The sequence below is a fragment of the Leptolyngbya sp. Cla-17 genome (genome assembly GCF_016807185.1).
Taxonomy (GTDB): domain Bacteria; phylum Cyanobacteriota; class Cyanobacteriia; order Leptolyngbyales; family Leptolyngbyaceae; genus ULC077BIN1.
In genome coordinates this window covers 307,979-323,283 of record NZ_JAEVYN010000002.1, presented here as the reverse complement: position 1 = coordinate 323,283, position 15,305 = coordinate 307,979, and the positions used below count along the sequence as shown (strand labels likewise).

Below are 15,305 nucleotides of genomic sequence, written 5' to 3'. Positions count from 1 at the left end.
CAAATATACGCTGGAGCGGTTGGGCGAGTTGACCGGGCTAGATCCTGAAACTGTGAAAAACGTCTTGGATGGCAAAGGCTCAGACAAAAGTTCGATCGCCCGCTGCTTTGAAACCTTTGGCTTAATCCTGACAGATAACGACCATATGCCAGCGGCTCAGGCAACAGCGGCACAGGCAGTAGCGGCACAGGCTGATCCTAATTTTGTCGGACGGGAGAGCGCGATCGCGGATCTAACTGCGCTGGTCAGCCGGAAGGTAAATGTGATTGTGATTCAGGCGAGGGGCGGCGTTGGCAAAACCACCCTGGCACGGAAATATCTCCAGCAAGAGTTTGGCTCATATCTGGAGTTTCCGATTGCCAAGGAAACCAAGGACATTGCTTCAATTGAAGGACTGATTGAAGAAAAGCTGCGGCAACTGGGCGAAGAACCAGGGCGAGAATTTTTCGTGTCCCTTGATCGGCTCAAACGCAAACTACAAAGCGATCGCATTGGCATTTTGATCGACAACCTAGAACCAGCTTTAGATTCCACAGGCAAATTCATTGAAGCCCACCGTCGCTATTTAGAACTGCTGCGAGTGCTAAATGATCCGACTGTGCAATCCCTTACGCTCATCACCACGCGTGAACGCCTGCGAGAACCTGCGATTACGGTTCACTACTACGGACTGAAAAGTTTGGATGTACAAGCCTGGTCGCAGTTCTTCCAAAGCCGCAATATTTCTGCACCCCCTTCGACAACGACAGATGGGGGGGAGCAATCTGCTCTAGCGGCTCTGCATAATGCCTATGGCGGCAATGCCAAAGCGATGGATCTGATCAGCGGCGTGATTTTGGAAGACTTCTCTGGACAAACGGAAGCTTACTGGCAAGCAAATCAAAATGATTTGCTGGTTGAACGAGATTTAGAAGACTTAGTAACGAATCAATTTAATCGCCTGCAACAGCTTGATTCAGATGCCTACAATTTGCTTTGCCGCATGGGTTGCTATCGCTATCAAGACGTGCCCACCGTACCCATTGAAGGGGTATTTTGCCTACTCTGGGACATCCCAGAAAACCGTCATCGTCGAGTGATTAAATCCTTGCAAGATCGCTCACTCATTGATTGTGAAAATGGAGAATTTTGGTTGCATCCGGTGATCAGAGCAGAGGCGATCGCGCGATTAAGAATCAGTGAAACTTGGGAAATAACCAGTCGTGAAGCAGCAAGATTTTGGACAGAAGGAACTATAACCGTCGAAACCCTTGAAGATGCATTAAGAGCTTTCGAAGCCTATCACCACTATTTTCAAATTAATGAGCTGGAAGCAGCAGCAGAAGTCATTTTAAAAAGAAGAACTGTCAAAGAAGCTCGAGGAAATATATGCCTTGGTGATTCATTTTATAGATTAGGTTTATTGCAGCAAGCTTTAATATCTATCAATCAAGTAATTAATGCGATTAGTTCAAAGCTTTCTTTAGCTACAATGTACATTACTTTAGGTGATATTCACTGGGGTCTTGGCGACATACAAAGAGGATTTGAGTTTCAAGAAAAAGTAGAGACAATAATAACTGAATACTTGAAAAGCTCTCATGTAAATGAAAAAGATTTATGGAGAGCAGAACGTTTAAATATTTATTCTTTAATCGCTAGAAGTATTTACAACATTGATATTGAGCAGCTAGAAGACGCTCAATACTTACTGGATAAAGCCATAAATTTATCGAAAAAATATGGTTTTGAGAGATCTACCAAGAAGGCTCTATTTTGTTTGGTTTTTGTAAAGACATCCCTAAATCTCACACACGATGCTCACATACTAGCTGAGGAACTTTATCGTGATTATTTTGTAGAAAGTGGAACGAAGATAAGCACATTTTATATGAGTTTTTTAGCATTAGCTTATAAAAAACTAGGAAATCACCAAAAAGCACTTGAAATATATCAAAAAATCATGTTGGAGCTTGAAGAAAGTCACTACAGCCAGGCTAAAGCCAGAACTTTGTGCGGAATGTCAGAAATTTATTACGAGCAAAAAGCTTTCAGTAAATCATGCTTATTAAACTTAGAAGCTATTAAACTTTTAAATGAAGTTGGCGCCAAGCTTTATCTTGCTAAAGCTCTTCATCAAAGTGGATTAACTTATCAAGCAATAGGTGAAACTGACAAAAGTGGCGAAAGCTTTCAAGAGGCAATTCGACTATTTAGTGAGATGGACGCACCAAAGCAAGTGGAGCGAGTGAGGCGATCAATGCAAAATTGAAAGTTAAAGGTGAGGGAACACCATGAAGGTAAAGTGGTGAAGTCTTTAGCTCAAATTATTCAGTTGATGCTCATTACTTCACTTTATCTGAGGTTGAGGAGCGAAGTTTATGACAAGAGATCGCCGACTCTTCAATACAGTGAGATCATGCTTGCTTGGGGTTCATCTGGTTAGTTGAAACAGCTAACGAATGGATTCAAGCACTACTGCAACACCGACGATGCAGAGAACAGTAATAGCAAATTTTATGAAGCATTGTTCCAGCAAGCTCAACAATAGGGCGATTAGCGGCATGAATCCCACAATTGCTGAAAACAGGAGTGCAATAAGTAATCCAAACAAACCCAGCAGAAAATATTTGAACACTTTGCTGGCAAATCTCAGCAGCCAGCCATGTTGATTAAAGCTTTTCATCCTACACTCTCTCGCTTTTGAACTGATGCCATGAGTATGCGATCGCCCAACAGTCTGAGCCAGGGAATATGCAGCCGTTAATCGCGGAGTTAGGAGTTTTTTGAGATGAGCGATCACAAGACTTTAACCGTCAGCTTTTTCAGCGATCGTGGAATTTAGCCCTTAAGGTTGGACAACTGCTTAAAATCGGGGAAATATACTTATCTTCGATAAGCTCAGTCGTTAATATCCGCATACTCACCTGCCGGAAAATTCAGGATTATTAGATTGCATGGTTTCAACATTTTCTTTATTTGCAATCTCAAAAACATGCTGAAGGGAGCGATCGGGATAGGATGTATCAAGTTATGCAAAGTCGCTTTGCAGATGAATCGTCTTGGTGAGAGTACAATCAAGAGATTGTCTGTGAATCAAGATAGCTAAAATTTGTCTTTCAAGAACATCATTCATGAAAAGAAAAATTGCCGGGGCATTTGTTGGGGCTTTGTTGTTTTTGCCAGTGGCAGTTGCCCAAACTCACGCCCAATCACCAAGCCCACCCTCCCCAAACCAGGTCATATCCCTGCCCCGATCAAACGGGTCAGCGAGTCCGCTAGAGCTACAGCAGTTTGCCCAAGCCCTCAAGCAACTGAGAAAAGTTGAGATGGAAATGCAACAAAGCATGGCAGAGGCGCTCAAAGCAGAAGGATTAACGCCCCAACGGTTTCAGGAAATTGGACAAAGGCAAGATAATCCTGACTCTCCTTTGACAGCAGATATTTCGGCGAAAGAGCAACAGCGGTTTGACAAAGCGCTAGCAAAAATCAATCAAATTCAACAAGATACCTCCCCAAAGCAAAACCGAGCTATTAGGCTCCAAGGATTAACCCTAGAGCGATTTAACCAAATCGGACGAGCGATCGAGCAGAACCCCACGCTGAAACGACAGTTGCAGGGAAACCTCTAACGCGGATCGCACACTTCTAAAAAACTTGATATTGCTAGATAGCAGGATCTATAAAATACGGCAGCTTTTTTGACTGTTAGGCGATTGCTTGCACTACTCGTCATTTCGCCCTGGTTCACTCACCTTTCATCGTTGCCCTTAGCCTCTTTTTTCGCTTGTTTACACCATCTATCCACAGCCCGCGCTAGTTTTTCACCTGCTGCCGCTGCCTTCTTAGCATGTTTCAGAAAACTTTCAACATCATCGATTTCTAGATCGGGATGGGAGGTTCTACTCAGCGGATTGATTCAAAAGACTTTCGGTAAAGGTGTAAAGTTCTGCTTCTGAGCGCCCTTGTAGCTGCAAATCCTTTAGTTCGATTAGTCCTTGTGCCAGGTTAGGGGCGCGTTTTTTGTAGACGTTGTTTGCAGTCAGTAGATCAATGAAAATTTCCTGCTCAATTTGCAGACGGCTGGCTTCATCGGACAAAGGCGAGGCGTATTCAATTGAGTCCACGTCGTATTTGAGCAGGAAAATCAGCGCGTTGCTGAGTTGCTTTAAAGTCTGCTGAAGTTTGCGGGTGTCCAGTTCCAGGCGATCGAAGCCGACTTGTCCCTCAATTTTCAATTCCATCATCGGCTGATCAGTTGGATTGATCTTGCGAGATTGGATGGCTTGCTGAACCAATGCGATCGCGCTTTCTTCCAGTTCTTCCAGGCTTTCTTGTCCGCGTGTAGTCAGCTTGAGCCGCAGGGCTGGACGCTGATAATAGTCTTGCTTCAGTTGAGCATGAATTCCAGCGGAATTAATTTCCACCAGGTATGCACCCCGCTTGTAGCTGGTTTCATCAATGTTGTTTGCTTCCAAGGACCCGGGGTTAAAAATCCAGCCCTGCTCTTCGTAGTTTTTGTGGATATGCCCCAAGGCGAGGTATTCGACTCCAGCCTGTTTGAGGGGCAACAAATCGGCGTAGCGCAAAGCTCCTTGGTAGCGGGCGATTTGCCCTTCTAAGCCGTGGTGAAACAGCATGACGGTGTTTGCGGGCGGGGCGGGTAACGCGTGAATGGCTTCAGCTAACTGGGCGATCGCTTTGGGAGCCGAGGCACCATACCATTGCGAACCAATCACGCGCACGCCGCAATCCAGATCAACATAGCCACCGCGCTTTTCATCAGGGTTCCAGGGTTGATAAATGGGTTCGCCTAACGCAGTGTCACCCGGTTCTAGCAGCATCAGTCCGTACCATTCTGCCAGGTAGCGGAGCCAGCTTGTTTTGGTGCCGTAGGGGCGGTTATCGTGGTTGCCCTCGATCGCGATCGTGGGAATGCCTGCCTCGTGTAACTCTTGGAAGCAAACCTTCGCTTGGTTGAGGATATTGGGTTGCAGGGATCGATGTTCAAATAAATCTCCGGCAATCACCACAAAATCAACCTGTTCCGCGATCGCATATTTCCGAATCACATCCTGCAATGCCCGAAAAAAGTCGAGGGTACGCTCTTTGCTGTCATAGCGATCGTAGCCCAGGTGGATATCCGAGATGTGCAGGAAGCGCGGCATGGTGAGAGTCTAATGAACTAGCCCAAGTCTAGCGGATGGAGCCGATCGCTCACACGAGACCTAGCGGTTTCCTTAATTACGATACCAACGGGTCATACCGCTAGGTTGATCGATCAAGGTGATGCCGTTTGCCACAAGCTCGTCGCGGAGGCGATCACTTTCGGCAAAATTCTTCGCTTTTCGGGCATCTTGCCGCTGTTGAATCAATGCGTCAATTTCGATATCGCTCAATCCAAGCTCCGTTCCAGTGCTAGAACCCATTTCTAGCTCAGAAATCTCTGGACGTTTCTTCATCAATCCCAGAACGCACATCAGATCAATCAAAGTCCACCATTTTTGATGCAACTGCTCTGTTGGCGTTGTGGTTTTACCTTCATGACTCAGTAAATTTTTTTCACGCCGTAAGTCTTTTGCTAATTCAAACAAAACTGCTAAACCACCGGACGTGTTGAAATCATCATCCATTGCTGCGTTGAAACGCTCAACTGATTCTGGATCTAAGCTGTCTGGTGGGTTATTTGACCAGTTCGGCAATTTTGAAACTTGGTCAAAGAACTTCAAGCCCTCTTCCAGAGTTTTCCAACCGTTTTCAGCACCTTTAATCGCCTCATCGGTGAAATCAATCGGACTACGGTAGTGTGCCTGCAACACAAATAGCCGAACCACCATGGGATCGGTGGTTTCCAGCAGCGATCGAATCGTGGTGAAGTTCTTCAGGGATTTAGACATTTTGTCGCCCCGAATTTTGACGAAGCCGTTATGCATCCACACATTCGCCAGCGGTTTAGTCGTTGCTGCTTCTGATTGGGCAATTTCGTTTTCATGATGGGGAAACACCAGATCTTCGCCGCCGGTGTGAATATCGATGCGATCGCCCAGCAATTTTTTTACCATGGCCGAACATTCAATATGCCAGCCCGGTCGTCCCATGCCCCACGGCGACTCCCACTCTGGCTCACCGGGTTTTGCTGCCTTCCACAATGCAAAGTCAAACGGGTGTCGCTTACGGGCTTCTTCCTCGTCTACTCGTCCGCTAGCGCCTGCTTCCATCTGGTCGAGTTTACGTCCCGAAAGCTTGCCGTAACTGGGAAAGCGCTCGACTGCATAGTACACATCTCCCGCAACGGCATAAGCGCAATCCTGTTCAATCAGCGTTTCGATTAAGTCAACAATTTCGGGTATCACCTCCGTTGCCTTTGGATAAGCATCCGCAGGCAGCACATTCAGCCGACCCATATCTTCGAGGTAGGCATTGATGTACTTGTGCGTTAACGCTTGCCAGGGAATATCTTCCTCTTGCGATCGCCGAATAATCTTGTCGTCAATATCCGTGAAGTTCTGCACATACTGCACGGTGTAGTCGCGCCATTGTAGATAGCGCCGGACAATATCCCAAACGATGTACGATCGCGCATGTCCTAAATGGCAATCGTTATAGACCGTCACGCCACACACATACATTCGCACCTTGCCTGGTTCTAGAGGCTGAAAGGGTTCTTTACGGCGGGTGAGTGTATTGTAAATCTGGAGTGGCATAAGAGTAGGGGTTAGGGGCTAAGGCAAATCATTGTTCGCCGCTTAATCATTCATCTTTGCAGCAAAGGTGCCTAAATGCTGCTGTCGCCATTGAGCATCTGCTTTGCGATCGGTGCAAAGTTCCAAAACACGGATGCCGGATTTTGGTAAGGGATTCAGTCGGTCTGCTAGCTGATCCCAAGCAGTTATTCGTTCGTGTTCAACACTGTAGGTTTTGCATAATTGAGCGAAATCAACCGATTGGGGCAAGGCAAAAAACTTTTCAAAGGGCAAATCGTATTGGGCGATCGCCAACATTTCAAAAATGCCGCCTCCATTATTGTTGATTAGAACGATTGTTAAATGTCCTTCAAAATGCTGTCGCAGCAGAAAGCCATTGGTGTCATGCAGCAAGGCTAAGTCGCCTGTGAGCATGACGCTGCTCTGATTGTCATGAGCGATCCCTAGCGCTGTGGAAAGGCTGCCATCAATGCCGTTAGCTCCCCGATTAAACAAGGGCTGAATTCTAGAATTACTAGGAACCCAAAAAAAATCTACGTCGCGCACGGGAGTACTGCTGCTAATAAATAGTGGCGTGCCAGGCGGCAAGCAGCGGGAAAGCATCCAGGCAGCTTTTCCCTCAAACAAGTCGGTTGTGCGGCTCAACGTGCGATCGCAGTTTTGGCGAGTTTCAATTTCTGCGGCTTGCCAAAGATGCCAATAAGGACTGAGATTTTGAGCTGTAGACTGCATTGATGGGGCTAATGCTGCCGCTAGCTGCTCCACTGAACAATGCAAATGAATGGTCTTACCGTGAAGTGGATCTAGATTGCGTCCACTGGAATCAATCACCCACTGTCGCGGTTGCGTTGCACTGACCCAGGTACGCAATTGCTTACTGGTGGGCATGTCTCCAATGCGAAGCACAATTTCAGGTGCTAATTTTTCTGACCATGCTGCATTTCGCAAAATCAGATCATAGGTAGAAATGAGATTGGGAATTAGGTCAGCATAATTGCGGAGGGGAGATAGCCCTTCCGCCAGAACAGGGTAACCAAGGTAGCTGGAAAGCGCGGCGATCGCGCGGCAGTAGGCTTCAGGCGCGGCTGGTTGAGCCAGTCCAGCAATGATGATGCCATGGGTTGAGGCTTGCCAGTCAGCGATAGGTAGTAGAGGGATGGAGAAGGAGAGAGGCGAAGGCATGGAAGGGAGGGCAGAAAAAAAATCGGTAGCGTTGAAGGCGAGGGCTTGAACATGGGGTTCGGGAACAGGAGCAAGCGGTTCCCGGAGGGGCACGTTGAGATGAACCACGCCTGCAACTGGAAAAAGCGCCCGATCCCAAGCGTGAATTATGGTTTGACGCAGATAGGCAAGCAGATCAGGCTCCACTGACGCGATCGCCAGTTCGGTGTACCAGTTGGGAAAGGAGCCATAGAGTTTTTGCTGGTCGATCGCTTGTCCAGCGTTGCAATCTCGCAGTTCCGGGGGGCGATCGGCTGTAAAGATCAGCAGTGGCACTCGACTTTCATAGGCTTCAATCACAGCCGGATAGAAATTTGCGCCAGCCGTACCTGAAGTGCAAATCAATGCTACAGGTTGATGCTGCTGACGGGCAACCCCAAGCGCAAAAAAGGCAGCAGAGCGCTCATCCAATACTGGAATCGCATCGATATCAAGATGATTGGCAAACGCGATCGCTAAAGGCGCTGATCGTGATCCCGGACAAATCACCGCTGTCTTTAACCCCAATCGAAACAGCGTCTCCACCAGAATAGAAGTCCAAACCAAATTAGTATTGGTGAAATCGATCGCCATTATTCTTCCGTTTTCAATGCCTCTTGAGCCGAAATACCATCTCCTTGATAGCCAAAATAGCCTAGGGTGGCAGCGGCTTCAGCACGGGTGACGGCTTTCTTCGGCTGGAAAATTGTGGTGTAGCCAAAGGCACGACGGATATTAGACTGGTCGCCGTTTTGATAATCTGCCAGTACCGCACGTTGCGCTTTGGGATCAATCCGAGCAGCATCTTGAAAGCCCCAAGTTTGCTTAAGCACATCTAAACTGGCGGTGGGCAAAGGCTGCCGGGTATCCATGGGCACTTTCCACAGCAGCAAGTTTTCCCGGCTAAGCTGAGCATCCGGACGAAAGGTGACCGCAGCTAAATCGCCCGACAAAGCACTGGAAAGAATGCCAGCTTCTGCCAAGCCTTGAATCGCTGCAAAATCGCGATCGCCGACTGGCACATCCCGAAAAGCTGGCTGAGAACTACCCGCAGCGGGACGAATTTGCTGAGCGAGGCGATCGCGATATAAACGGTTATTGGCAGCGAATAGCCAGCGAACATATTCTCGTCGCGAAATAGGCTTGTTCGGCGCAAAATTGTTGACGCTAGCTTTTTCTTTGCTACCCGCCAGTAGATCCAAAACACCAAGCTGAGCAAGGGCAGTAATATAGGGCTGCAATTCCTTGGGCGCTTTATCTATGTCTGTGAAGGAATTTGGTGGCAGTGTGACTGCTGGCTGACTAGGTGGGGCAGTTTCATCCGAGCTTCCCGATAATCCCAAGAAAGCTTCCTGTGGCGTGGGCGTGGATTCAGTCGGCGAAGGCGTTGGACTAAGAGCCGCCCCAACGGAAGAACTACCTTGCTGATACTGAATCGTGAAATCGGTGCCAACCACAGGGTTAGCAGTAGGAGCCGTATTAGATGGATCGAGTTTAGGTTGAACAGTAACCGTTACTCTCAGATCATCTCGACTGGCTACCAGAGTTCCTTGGGTTGTACTCAAGGGTGATTCCTCCAGCTTCCAGCCATTCGTTTGAAACTGCTGCTGATAGAAGGCAAAAACGCGATCGCTGCTATCTGCACTTGCCCACTGGGTTGCACGGTCTGATTCATTGACCGATTGCAACACTGCCGCCGGATATTGTGGAATTTCTGTTGGAAACGCAGTCGGCAGTTCTGCTTGAGAATCTGGGATCTCAGTGGGAGAAGGCGTTGGGGCGATCGCTTGCTCATCCACAGCCGTATCTTTTAGCTTAGGATCGGCTGCCAGAGAGGTTTGCAGCGACTCTCCTAAACCGCTATTGGCACAACTGGTCAACAGCAAGCATAACAATATTAGTGAAGTCGATAATCGATGAAACAACACAGTTACTTTCAGCAAAATCCTATACAGCCCCACACTAGCGCAGATTAGCAAGAGTGAAGGGCTAGAAAAGTTTTGAGGAGGCAGGAATAGAATGTTTTAAGTGTTGTAAGTCCCTCAGACTAGCTTTGCCAACGCGCAGTGCCTCCGCAGGAAATGTTTTGGATTTTGAGTTCCATATTGTTTTCTATTATTCGTCTGTTGCTAAGCCATAAAACTAACTCCGAGAGGGCGCTGGAGACGGTGCGGGATGGAAGGGGTTTCTATGCGCTTTAAAGTTGCTAAGAAAGCTGGATTCAAACAGCGCCCGATTCTCAGTTTGAAGGGAGCTAATTTAGGCTATTGTCGCGCAGTTGTAACTCTGGTCCTTCGTGCCAACCGCGCAGATTGAAGTAGATCAACGCTTTGAGTGATTGCCAAAATGGAATGATGAAAATACTCAAAAATAAGACCAGCAAAATACTAATCGTTAGAGACATGAGGAGCGCCACAACCGCTGCTTGGGCAGGTATCTGTCCTTGGGATGCCACTACCAACAGAGAAATATTTGCAATCAACGTCAGTATAAATGGAATAAATGCCAAGATAATCAGCGGCAGTGTAATCAATCCTGCGAGCATGATCGCCAAAAAAATCTGCCCTGCTGCTCCTCTCGACAGTTCCCAACCGCGACGAATGGATTCAACACTACTGTTTTTGGTTTCGACTGCTAGGGGTACTTCTGAAATAAACAAGCAAACCTGAAGCCAATACGCCGTCACCAAAGCCGCCAAATTCAGCACGAGCGAAACAAGCCCCGCAAGCGCAGAGGTTTCTCCAAAAACTCCTTCCACAAGCGATACTGCGATCGCGACAGCAATGTTGATACTAAAACTCACAACGAATAAAATCAGCCCCACAAGAACCGAAGTCCAAAGAAACTTCCAAGTTTTGCGATCAAGATGTCCACGAGATTCCTGAATGCTTTCTGGGTGACTGATTAGCTCTCCATAGGCAAGCCGAGAAATGAGGGCGGTATTCATCAAGCTTTTGGCATAACAGTAGAGGACAAGCACAATCCACCCTAGCCAGAGGACAATGCTGAGTAAGCTGACTAGACCCACTGAGTTCGGTGAGGTAGTGATTACAAATCCTGTTACTCCAGCTAAAACAAGGGCAGCAAGCAGCGGAGGTAAGTTCCATAGCGTAGCGGTAAATGCAACGCTCAAAAGTTGGTTCAGGCGAGAACGGTAAAGTTTGACGGCGGCGCTAAGAAGATTTACGGCATTAAGCGGTCGGTTGGAACTGGAACTGCCAGCCATAAGTTACACTCCTGCTACAACGGTGAATGATGCCGCTATCCTAATCCACTTATTTTCGTTATTTGCGAATATAAACATCTATGAATATTCCGGGCTAAATTGGTCAGTGATAATCCAGTGATAACCCAGTTAGCAAGCGTTAAAGACTCTTCTAAAAAATAGAACGGAAAGGGCGAAGTTGCTAAAGGCTAAAAAATTCTCAGCTTGCTAACTTTATCGCTCTGTGACTGAACTGTTTATTGCGCTGGTGTCAGACCTCAGCCGTAACAAAGCCAGTAGCCAAGAGCCAACTAACAGCAATTAAAGCGGAGCAATAAATACGTTACCAGCCTCATCCCGAACTGTGACTTTAACCGTCCGAAGAGAACCTTTTGCATCGGTGACCTTGCAGTCAAAAGTTTCTCCAGCTTTAGCAGGTCTAATTTTGCCGCCACAATCCACACCAACTTTGCCAAGATCTTTGCTCTCAGCACTTTTTTGAATAAAGTCATTCAACTTAGAGAGCAGCAACATGCCCTTGGTGCCCCAGCGAAATTTATTGGGATCACTAGTTGGCTCTACCACAACTGTAAAGCCACCGGCATCTGAGGTCACTTGGCACTCATACGTTTTCGGTGTTGTGGCAGCGGCAGGAGTTCCAGTTGGGGTGGGGGCGACCAACGTTGCTGGGCAGTCTACCGATTGAATCGTTAAGTTTCCAGCTTTGCCGACCAACCCCGCCAAATTGGTTTCTACGGTCTTGACGGACTCCGGTTTTTCCACGGTTGGGGAGGGACTTAAAGAGGTCGTTGGGCTAACGCTAGGCGAAATCTCAGTTGGACTGGGATTGGGCAACAAGCCCGTTGGAGTGGGAGACGGAGACTGAACGACTGACGATTCTGTGGTCGTTGGGCTAGTTTGTAGGGAGGTGCATCCAGCAAGCGCGATCGCGCCTGCGGCAACCATCCATCCAAATCCTTTAGGGCTGAATTGTCGGGTCCATTGACGTAATTGGCGATCGCGCTGACTCATACAAACAATCTCCTGATAGCTCACTAGCATCCTCTGCCGCTATCTATTATGCAAGTGAAAAGATTGTTAAGGGGTGGATTTTAAGATAGGCGATCGCGTTCTTGTCACAAGTCCTAAAGTGGCAACAGCGACACGTGGGCAGACACAATCCGCCAGCCTTGAGGAAACTTACGCCAAAACTGGCTTTGCCTACCCAATCGCGCCGTTCCATTAATAGTTCGCCGAAATTCCAATGTAATTGCTGCCGTATCGTCGCCAAACGGCACCACTGTTAACCGGGAAATTTCTCGCGCTAAGTCTTGCGGCGAGCGACATCGGCGAAACTGGCGAATCTCGTCAATTCCATAGAGATTTTCGGTTGCACCAAATCGCACTACATTGGTCGATTCCCAAAACAGCGCATCTAAAGTTGCCAAATCATTGGTGCAAAGGGCAGTTTCGTAGGTCAGGTAGAGTTGGGTCAGCTCTGCAATTAAATCATTTTGAGAATAGGTCATTGCAGATAAATTGCATCTTGATCAAGTTCAAAAATATAGTGATAATCGAAGACAAGCGACTGAGAATGACGAATGATAGAAAAGCCCATGTTCGTGGTGACATCGGTGGGAAAGGTCGCGATCGCCAACTCCACCAGTTTTCTCTCAGACATAATCGGCTTTTTCACATAATAGTCGCGCCGCGCAAAAAACAGATTTTCATCCTTTGGCACGATAATTTGGTTAATCCGATGAGCGTGTTGAATCGGCTTGATATAAGTCTGCAAAAACTCTTCCTGGTTCCGCTGTAAGCGATACAGCTTTTCCTGCTGATACCAACTCATGCTGAACATCATTTTAATCAATTCAAAGCCCAAAATATACGAGAACACATTATTGCGTTCTTCCGTACTCATCACCAGCCGCAGCGCTGACTCTAGATAAAGCTGGGGCTGAGTCCGCATATCCTGCGCCGAATGGATATAAAACTGACGAATATAATGGCGCAGAGAATTCGTATCTAGGTCCGTTTTGACCTTAAATTCCTTCAGATATTCTTTGACTTTTTGCTTTGTGTCACGGTCTTCTAAAACTTTAGACACCAAACCATCGGCAGTATAGTCATCTAAAAATTGTGCCCGTGTTTCGGGCGCAGCGGCACCCATGAGGTGACACAACGACAACACGTAGCGCCGCTGTGCCCAGGGCAAGCTCTCAGCCCACCGCTGTGCTTCTGGAGGAAGCTTGAGCAACAGACTCTCAGAAAAAACGGCCTTAGATAGGGTCAGTGACGATTCAATTGGCTGATTCATAAGTAGTTCAAAGGCGACGATCGCTATAGTGCGCCGACTTATCATTCAGTGTGCCCAACCTGTGCAGTTATAAACAGACACGACCTACTTTTTCTGGTACATCATGCTTGAGCCGAAGGGTGACGATGCTCTACCTCAATCACAGTATGCACATTGCCCCGTGGATTATAGTCGCCTTTAAGTCTCACTTCTAGCGGGTCACAAGCAGCAACAAAATCATCCAAGATTTGGTTGATAGATTCTTCATGCGAAATATAGCGATCGCGATAGCTATTGATGTAAAGCTTAATCGCTTTTAGCTCCACCACTTTCTGATTGGGAACGTAGGTCAAATAAATCGTTGCAAAATCTGGATAGCCCGAAAAAGGACATTTGCAGGTGAATTCAGGCAGCACCAGATGAATCTCGTAGCGTCTGCCAATTCGCGGATTTGGAAAGGTAATCAGTTGCCCTGACTCAATCAACCGCTCCCCATATTTTTCTGCGGTAGGGTTCGGCAATTCAGACTCAGACGGGATTGTATCGGCAGCAAATTGACTCATGATTGTGATTTGGAAATAACGTGAGCTATCGCGCATGCGCGGACTTATCAGTCCGCGAAGTCTTTACTTTAAAGGAACTAGGAATCAAGGGGACAAGGTCTAGGAAAAACTAAAAACTTAGAACTAAAAACTCTTGTCTGCGGCCTCTCAAGAAAAACGGTCACTTTTTGAGTTTGGGTTTATCCTGTGGTCAATCATTTTTTGCTGTATCTACAAACACTTCTTTCCTATGCCCTCTAATGTCAATACTAAACCGATGATGCAACCTCCCAAAACATCTGCGCCAGCTCCAAGATCCGAGGTTGCGCGTAGCCCGTCTGTCCCTATCTCGGTTTACCGCGAAGTTGCAAGTGAATTGCAAGCGGCTCGAACCTCTCTCGATTCTCTCAAAGGTCAGAATAATGACCTGGTTCAAAGGAACCAGCAGTTGCGGCTTGAAATTGAGCGGGTGGTGCAGTCAGCCCTCTACCTTCGCCAGCTTGCAGATATTAATTTGCAGGTAGGCAGTTCCAGCACAGACAATTCTTCAAGTCCAGCCGCCGAGACTTCATTCACCTCCGCCCCCTCAGAACAACCCATCCAATTGAATAATCAGTCTGCTGCGATCCCTACCCAAAATGCTCTAAAGCAGATTACTGGCTTTCCAGGAAAGCTGTTTACGGGGCAAACTAGTCAGCCTAGTTCGACTGCTCAGGCGGAGGTAAAAGAAATCGGTGCATGGTGGCTAGTTTTGGTCATTTGCATGATCATTGTGACGGCGTTTGGCACCGGATTTTTGATTGTGCGTCCGTTGCTGCCTTCACGTTAGAATCGCTCCCCTAATGATGAATGCCTAAAATATCTTTATATCTAGCTATAGGGCAGGTATTTGGTAAAGTGCGCGATCGCTAAGCCTCAGAGTGTACCCTTTGTTACAAAATATTCGTTCTGGACGGTGATAGAAAGTGACATGCTAGATAACAAAGCAATCCATAACAATAAGGAGTGAGTGAGTTGAAAAAAGTCGAGGCTATTATTCGCCCGTTTAAGCTTGATGAGGTAAAAATTGCGCTCGTCAATGCAGGCATTGTTGGCATGACGGTTTCTGAAGTAAGAGGTTTTGGTCGTCAGAAAGGACAAACTGAGCGCTATCGCGGGTCAGAATATACCGTTGAGTTTTTGCAAAAGCTCAAGGTTGAAATTGTGGTTGAAGACGAACAGGTAGATATGGTAATCGATAAGATTATCGTAGCGGCTCGTACTGGTGAGATCGGCGATGGCAAGATCTTTGTAACTCCAGTCGATCAAATCATTCGCATCCGCACGAGCGAAAAGAACCAGGAAGCCGTCTAGACGGTCTTATTTAAGTTTCTAAC

14 protein-coding genes are annotated in these 15,305 nt (G+C 47.2%); 4 read left to right on the top strand and 10 right to left on the bottom strand.

All coding sequences use genetic code 11. From position 1 onward, the window contains the following. Positions 1 to 64 precede the first annotated feature (64 nt). Complete coding sequence (locus JOY44_RS12760) at positions 65 to 2,251, top strand: tetratricopeptide repeat protein (RefSeq protein ID WP_203032021.1); 2,187 nt, start codon at positions 65 to 67, stop codon at positions 2,249 to 2,251. 183 nt (positions 2,252 to 2,434) lie between these two features. Here JOY44_RS12760 and JOY44_RS12755 read toward each other — a convergent pair whose 3' ends face one another. After that, positions 2,435 to 2,665, bottom strand: a complete 231-nt coding sequence (locus JOY44_RS12755) for a hypothetical protein (RefSeq protein WP_171574116.1) — start codon at positions 2,663 to 2,665, stop codon at positions 2,435 to 2,437. Positions 2,666 to 3,113: 448 nt separating this feature from the next. On the opposite strand from JOY44_RS12755, the gene JOY44_RS12750 reads away from it, so the two are divergent. Then, entirely contained in the window at positions 3,114 to 3,611 is a 498-nt protein-coding gene (locus tag JOY44_RS12750; protein WP_171574115.1) for a DUF4168 domain-containing protein, read from the top strand. A 270-nt stretch (positions 3,612 to 3,881) separates the two neighbouring features. Here the strand turns inward: JOY44_RS12750 and JOY44_RS12745 are convergent, their stop codons facing one another. The 9 genes from JOY44_RS12745 to queF form a co-directional block, all read right to left on the bottom strand. Then, positions 3,882 to 5,147 carry a metallophosphoesterase family protein gene (locus JOY44_RS12745; RefSeq protein WP_171574114.1) on the bottom strand — a complete coding sequence of 422 codons (1,266 nt, stop codon included), beginning with the start codon at positions 5,145 to 5,147 and terminating at the stop codon, positions 3,882 to 3,884. A gap of 72 nt (positions 5,148 to 5,219) precedes the next feature. Then, positions 5,220 to 6,683 (bottom strand): cysteine--tRNA ligase, encoded by a 1,464-nt coding sequence (gene cysS, locus JOY44_RS12740; protein WP_171574113.1) that lies wholly within the window; start codon positions 6,681 to 6,683, stop codon positions 5,220 to 5,222. Positions 6,684 to 6,725: 42 nt separating this feature from the next. After that, positions 6,726 to 8,477 carry a 2-succinyl-5-enolpyruvyl-6-hydroxy-3-cyclohexene-1-carboxylic-acid synthase gene (gene menD, locus JOY44_RS12735; protein ID WP_171574112.1) on the bottom strand — a complete coding sequence of 584 codons (1,752 nt, stop codon included), beginning with the start codon at positions 8,475 to 8,477 and terminating at the stop codon, positions 6,726 to 6,728. Then, positions 8,477 to 9,826 (bottom strand): S-layer homology domain-containing protein, encoded by a 1,350-nt coding sequence (locus JOY44_RS12730; RefSeq protein WP_197985272.1) that lies wholly within the window; start codon positions 9,824 to 9,826, stop codon positions 8,477 to 8,479. The genes menD and JOY44_RS12730 overlap by 1 nt, the downstream gene beginning before the upstream one ends. Positions 9,827 to 10,137: 311 nt before the next feature. Next, positions 10,138 to 11,109: a hypothetical protein gene (locus JOY44_RS12725; RefSeq protein ID WP_171574111.1), complete on the bottom strand. Its 972-nt coding sequence runs from the start codon at positions 11,107 to 11,109 to the stop codon at positions 10,138 to 10,140. A gap of 300 nt (positions 11,110 to 11,409) precedes the next feature. Continuing rightward, positions 11,410 to 12,120, bottom strand: a complete 711-nt coding sequence (locus tag JOY44_RS12720) for a DUF4333 domain-containing protein (protein ID WP_171574110.1) — start codon at positions 12,118 to 12,120, stop codon at positions 11,410 to 11,412. 113 nt (positions 12,121 to 12,233) lie between these two features. Then, complete coding sequence (hpxZ, locus tag JOY44_RS12715; protein ID WP_171574109.1) at positions 12,234 to 12,617, bottom strand: oxalurate catabolism protein HpxZ; 384 nt, start codon at positions 12,615 to 12,617, stop codon at positions 12,234 to 12,236. Then, entirely contained in the window at positions 12,614 to 13,408 is a 795-nt protein-coding gene (locus JOY44_RS12710; RefSeq protein ID WP_171575957.1) for a cobyrinic acid a,c-diamide synthase, read from the bottom strand. The genes hpxZ and JOY44_RS12710 overlap by 4 nt, the downstream gene beginning before the upstream one ends. A gap of 101 nt (positions 13,409 to 13,509) precedes the next feature. Next, positions 13,510 to 13,950, bottom strand: coding sequence for a preQ(1) synthase (queF, locus tag JOY44_RS12705; RefSeq protein WP_171574108.1), 441 nt, complete (start codon positions 13,948 to 13,950; stop codon positions 13,510 to 13,512). 256 nt (positions 13,951 to 14,206) lie between these two features. Here queF and JOY44_RS12700 point away from each other — a divergent pair, with 256 nt between their 5' ends. Both JOY44_RS12700 and JOY44_RS12695 read left to right on the top strand, forming a co-directional pair. After that, on the top strand, positions 14,207 to 14,758 hold the full coding sequence (locus JOY44_RS12700; RefSeq protein ID WP_203032020.1) for a hypothetical protein: 552 nt from the start codon (positions 14,207 to 14,209) through the stop codon (positions 14,756 to 14,758). A 185-nt stretch (positions 14,759 to 14,943) separates the two neighbouring features. Then, entirely contained in the window at positions 14,944 to 15,282 is a 339-nt protein-coding gene (locus JOY44_RS12695) for a P-II family nitrogen regulator (RefSeq protein ID WP_171574106.1), read from the top strand. Positions 15,283 to 15,305 lie beyond the last annotated feature (23 nt).

Coding starts and splice junctions, on each gene's coding strand:
- JOY44_RS12750 (WP_171574115.1), top strand. CDS start 3,114: ATGAAAAGAAAAATTGCCGGGGCATTTGTTGGGGCTTTGTTGTTTTTG.
- JOY44_RS12745 (WP_171574114.1), bottom strand. CDS start 5,147: ATGCCGCGCTTCCTGCACATCTCGGATATCCACCTGGGCTACGATCGC.
- JOY44_RS12710 (WP_171575957.1), bottom strand. CDS start 13,408: ATGAATCAGCCAATTGAATCGTCACTGACCCTATCTAAGGCCGTTTTT.
- JOY44_RS12700 (WP_203032020.1), top strand. CDS start 14,207: ATGATGCAACCTCCCAAAACATCTGCGCCAGCTCCAAGATCCGAGGTT.
- menD (WP_171574112.1), bottom strand. CDS start 8,477: ATGGCGATCGATTTCACCAATACTAATTTGGTTTGGACTTCTATTCTG.
- queF (WP_171574108.1), bottom strand. CDS start 13,950: ATGAGTCAATTTGCTGCCGATACAATCCCGTCTGAGTCTGAATTGCCG.
- JOY44_RS12755 (WP_171574116.1), bottom strand. CDS start 2,665: ATGAAAAGCTTTAATCAACATGGCTGGCTGCTGAGATTTGCCAGCAAA.
- JOY44_RS12720 (WP_171574110.1), bottom strand. CDS start 12,120: ATGAGTCAGCGCGATCGCCAATTACGTCAATGGACCCGACAATTCAGC.
- hpxZ (WP_171574109.1), bottom strand. CDS start 12,617: ATGACCTATTCTCAAAATGATTTAATTGCAGAGCTGACCCAACTCTAC.
- JOY44_RS12725 (WP_171574111.1), bottom strand. CDS start 11,109: ATGGCTGGCAGTTCCAGTTCCAACCGACCGCTTAATGCCGTAAATCTT.
- cysS (WP_171574113.1), bottom strand. CDS start 6,683: ATGCCACTCCAGATTTACAATACACTCACCCGCCGTAAAGAACCCTTT.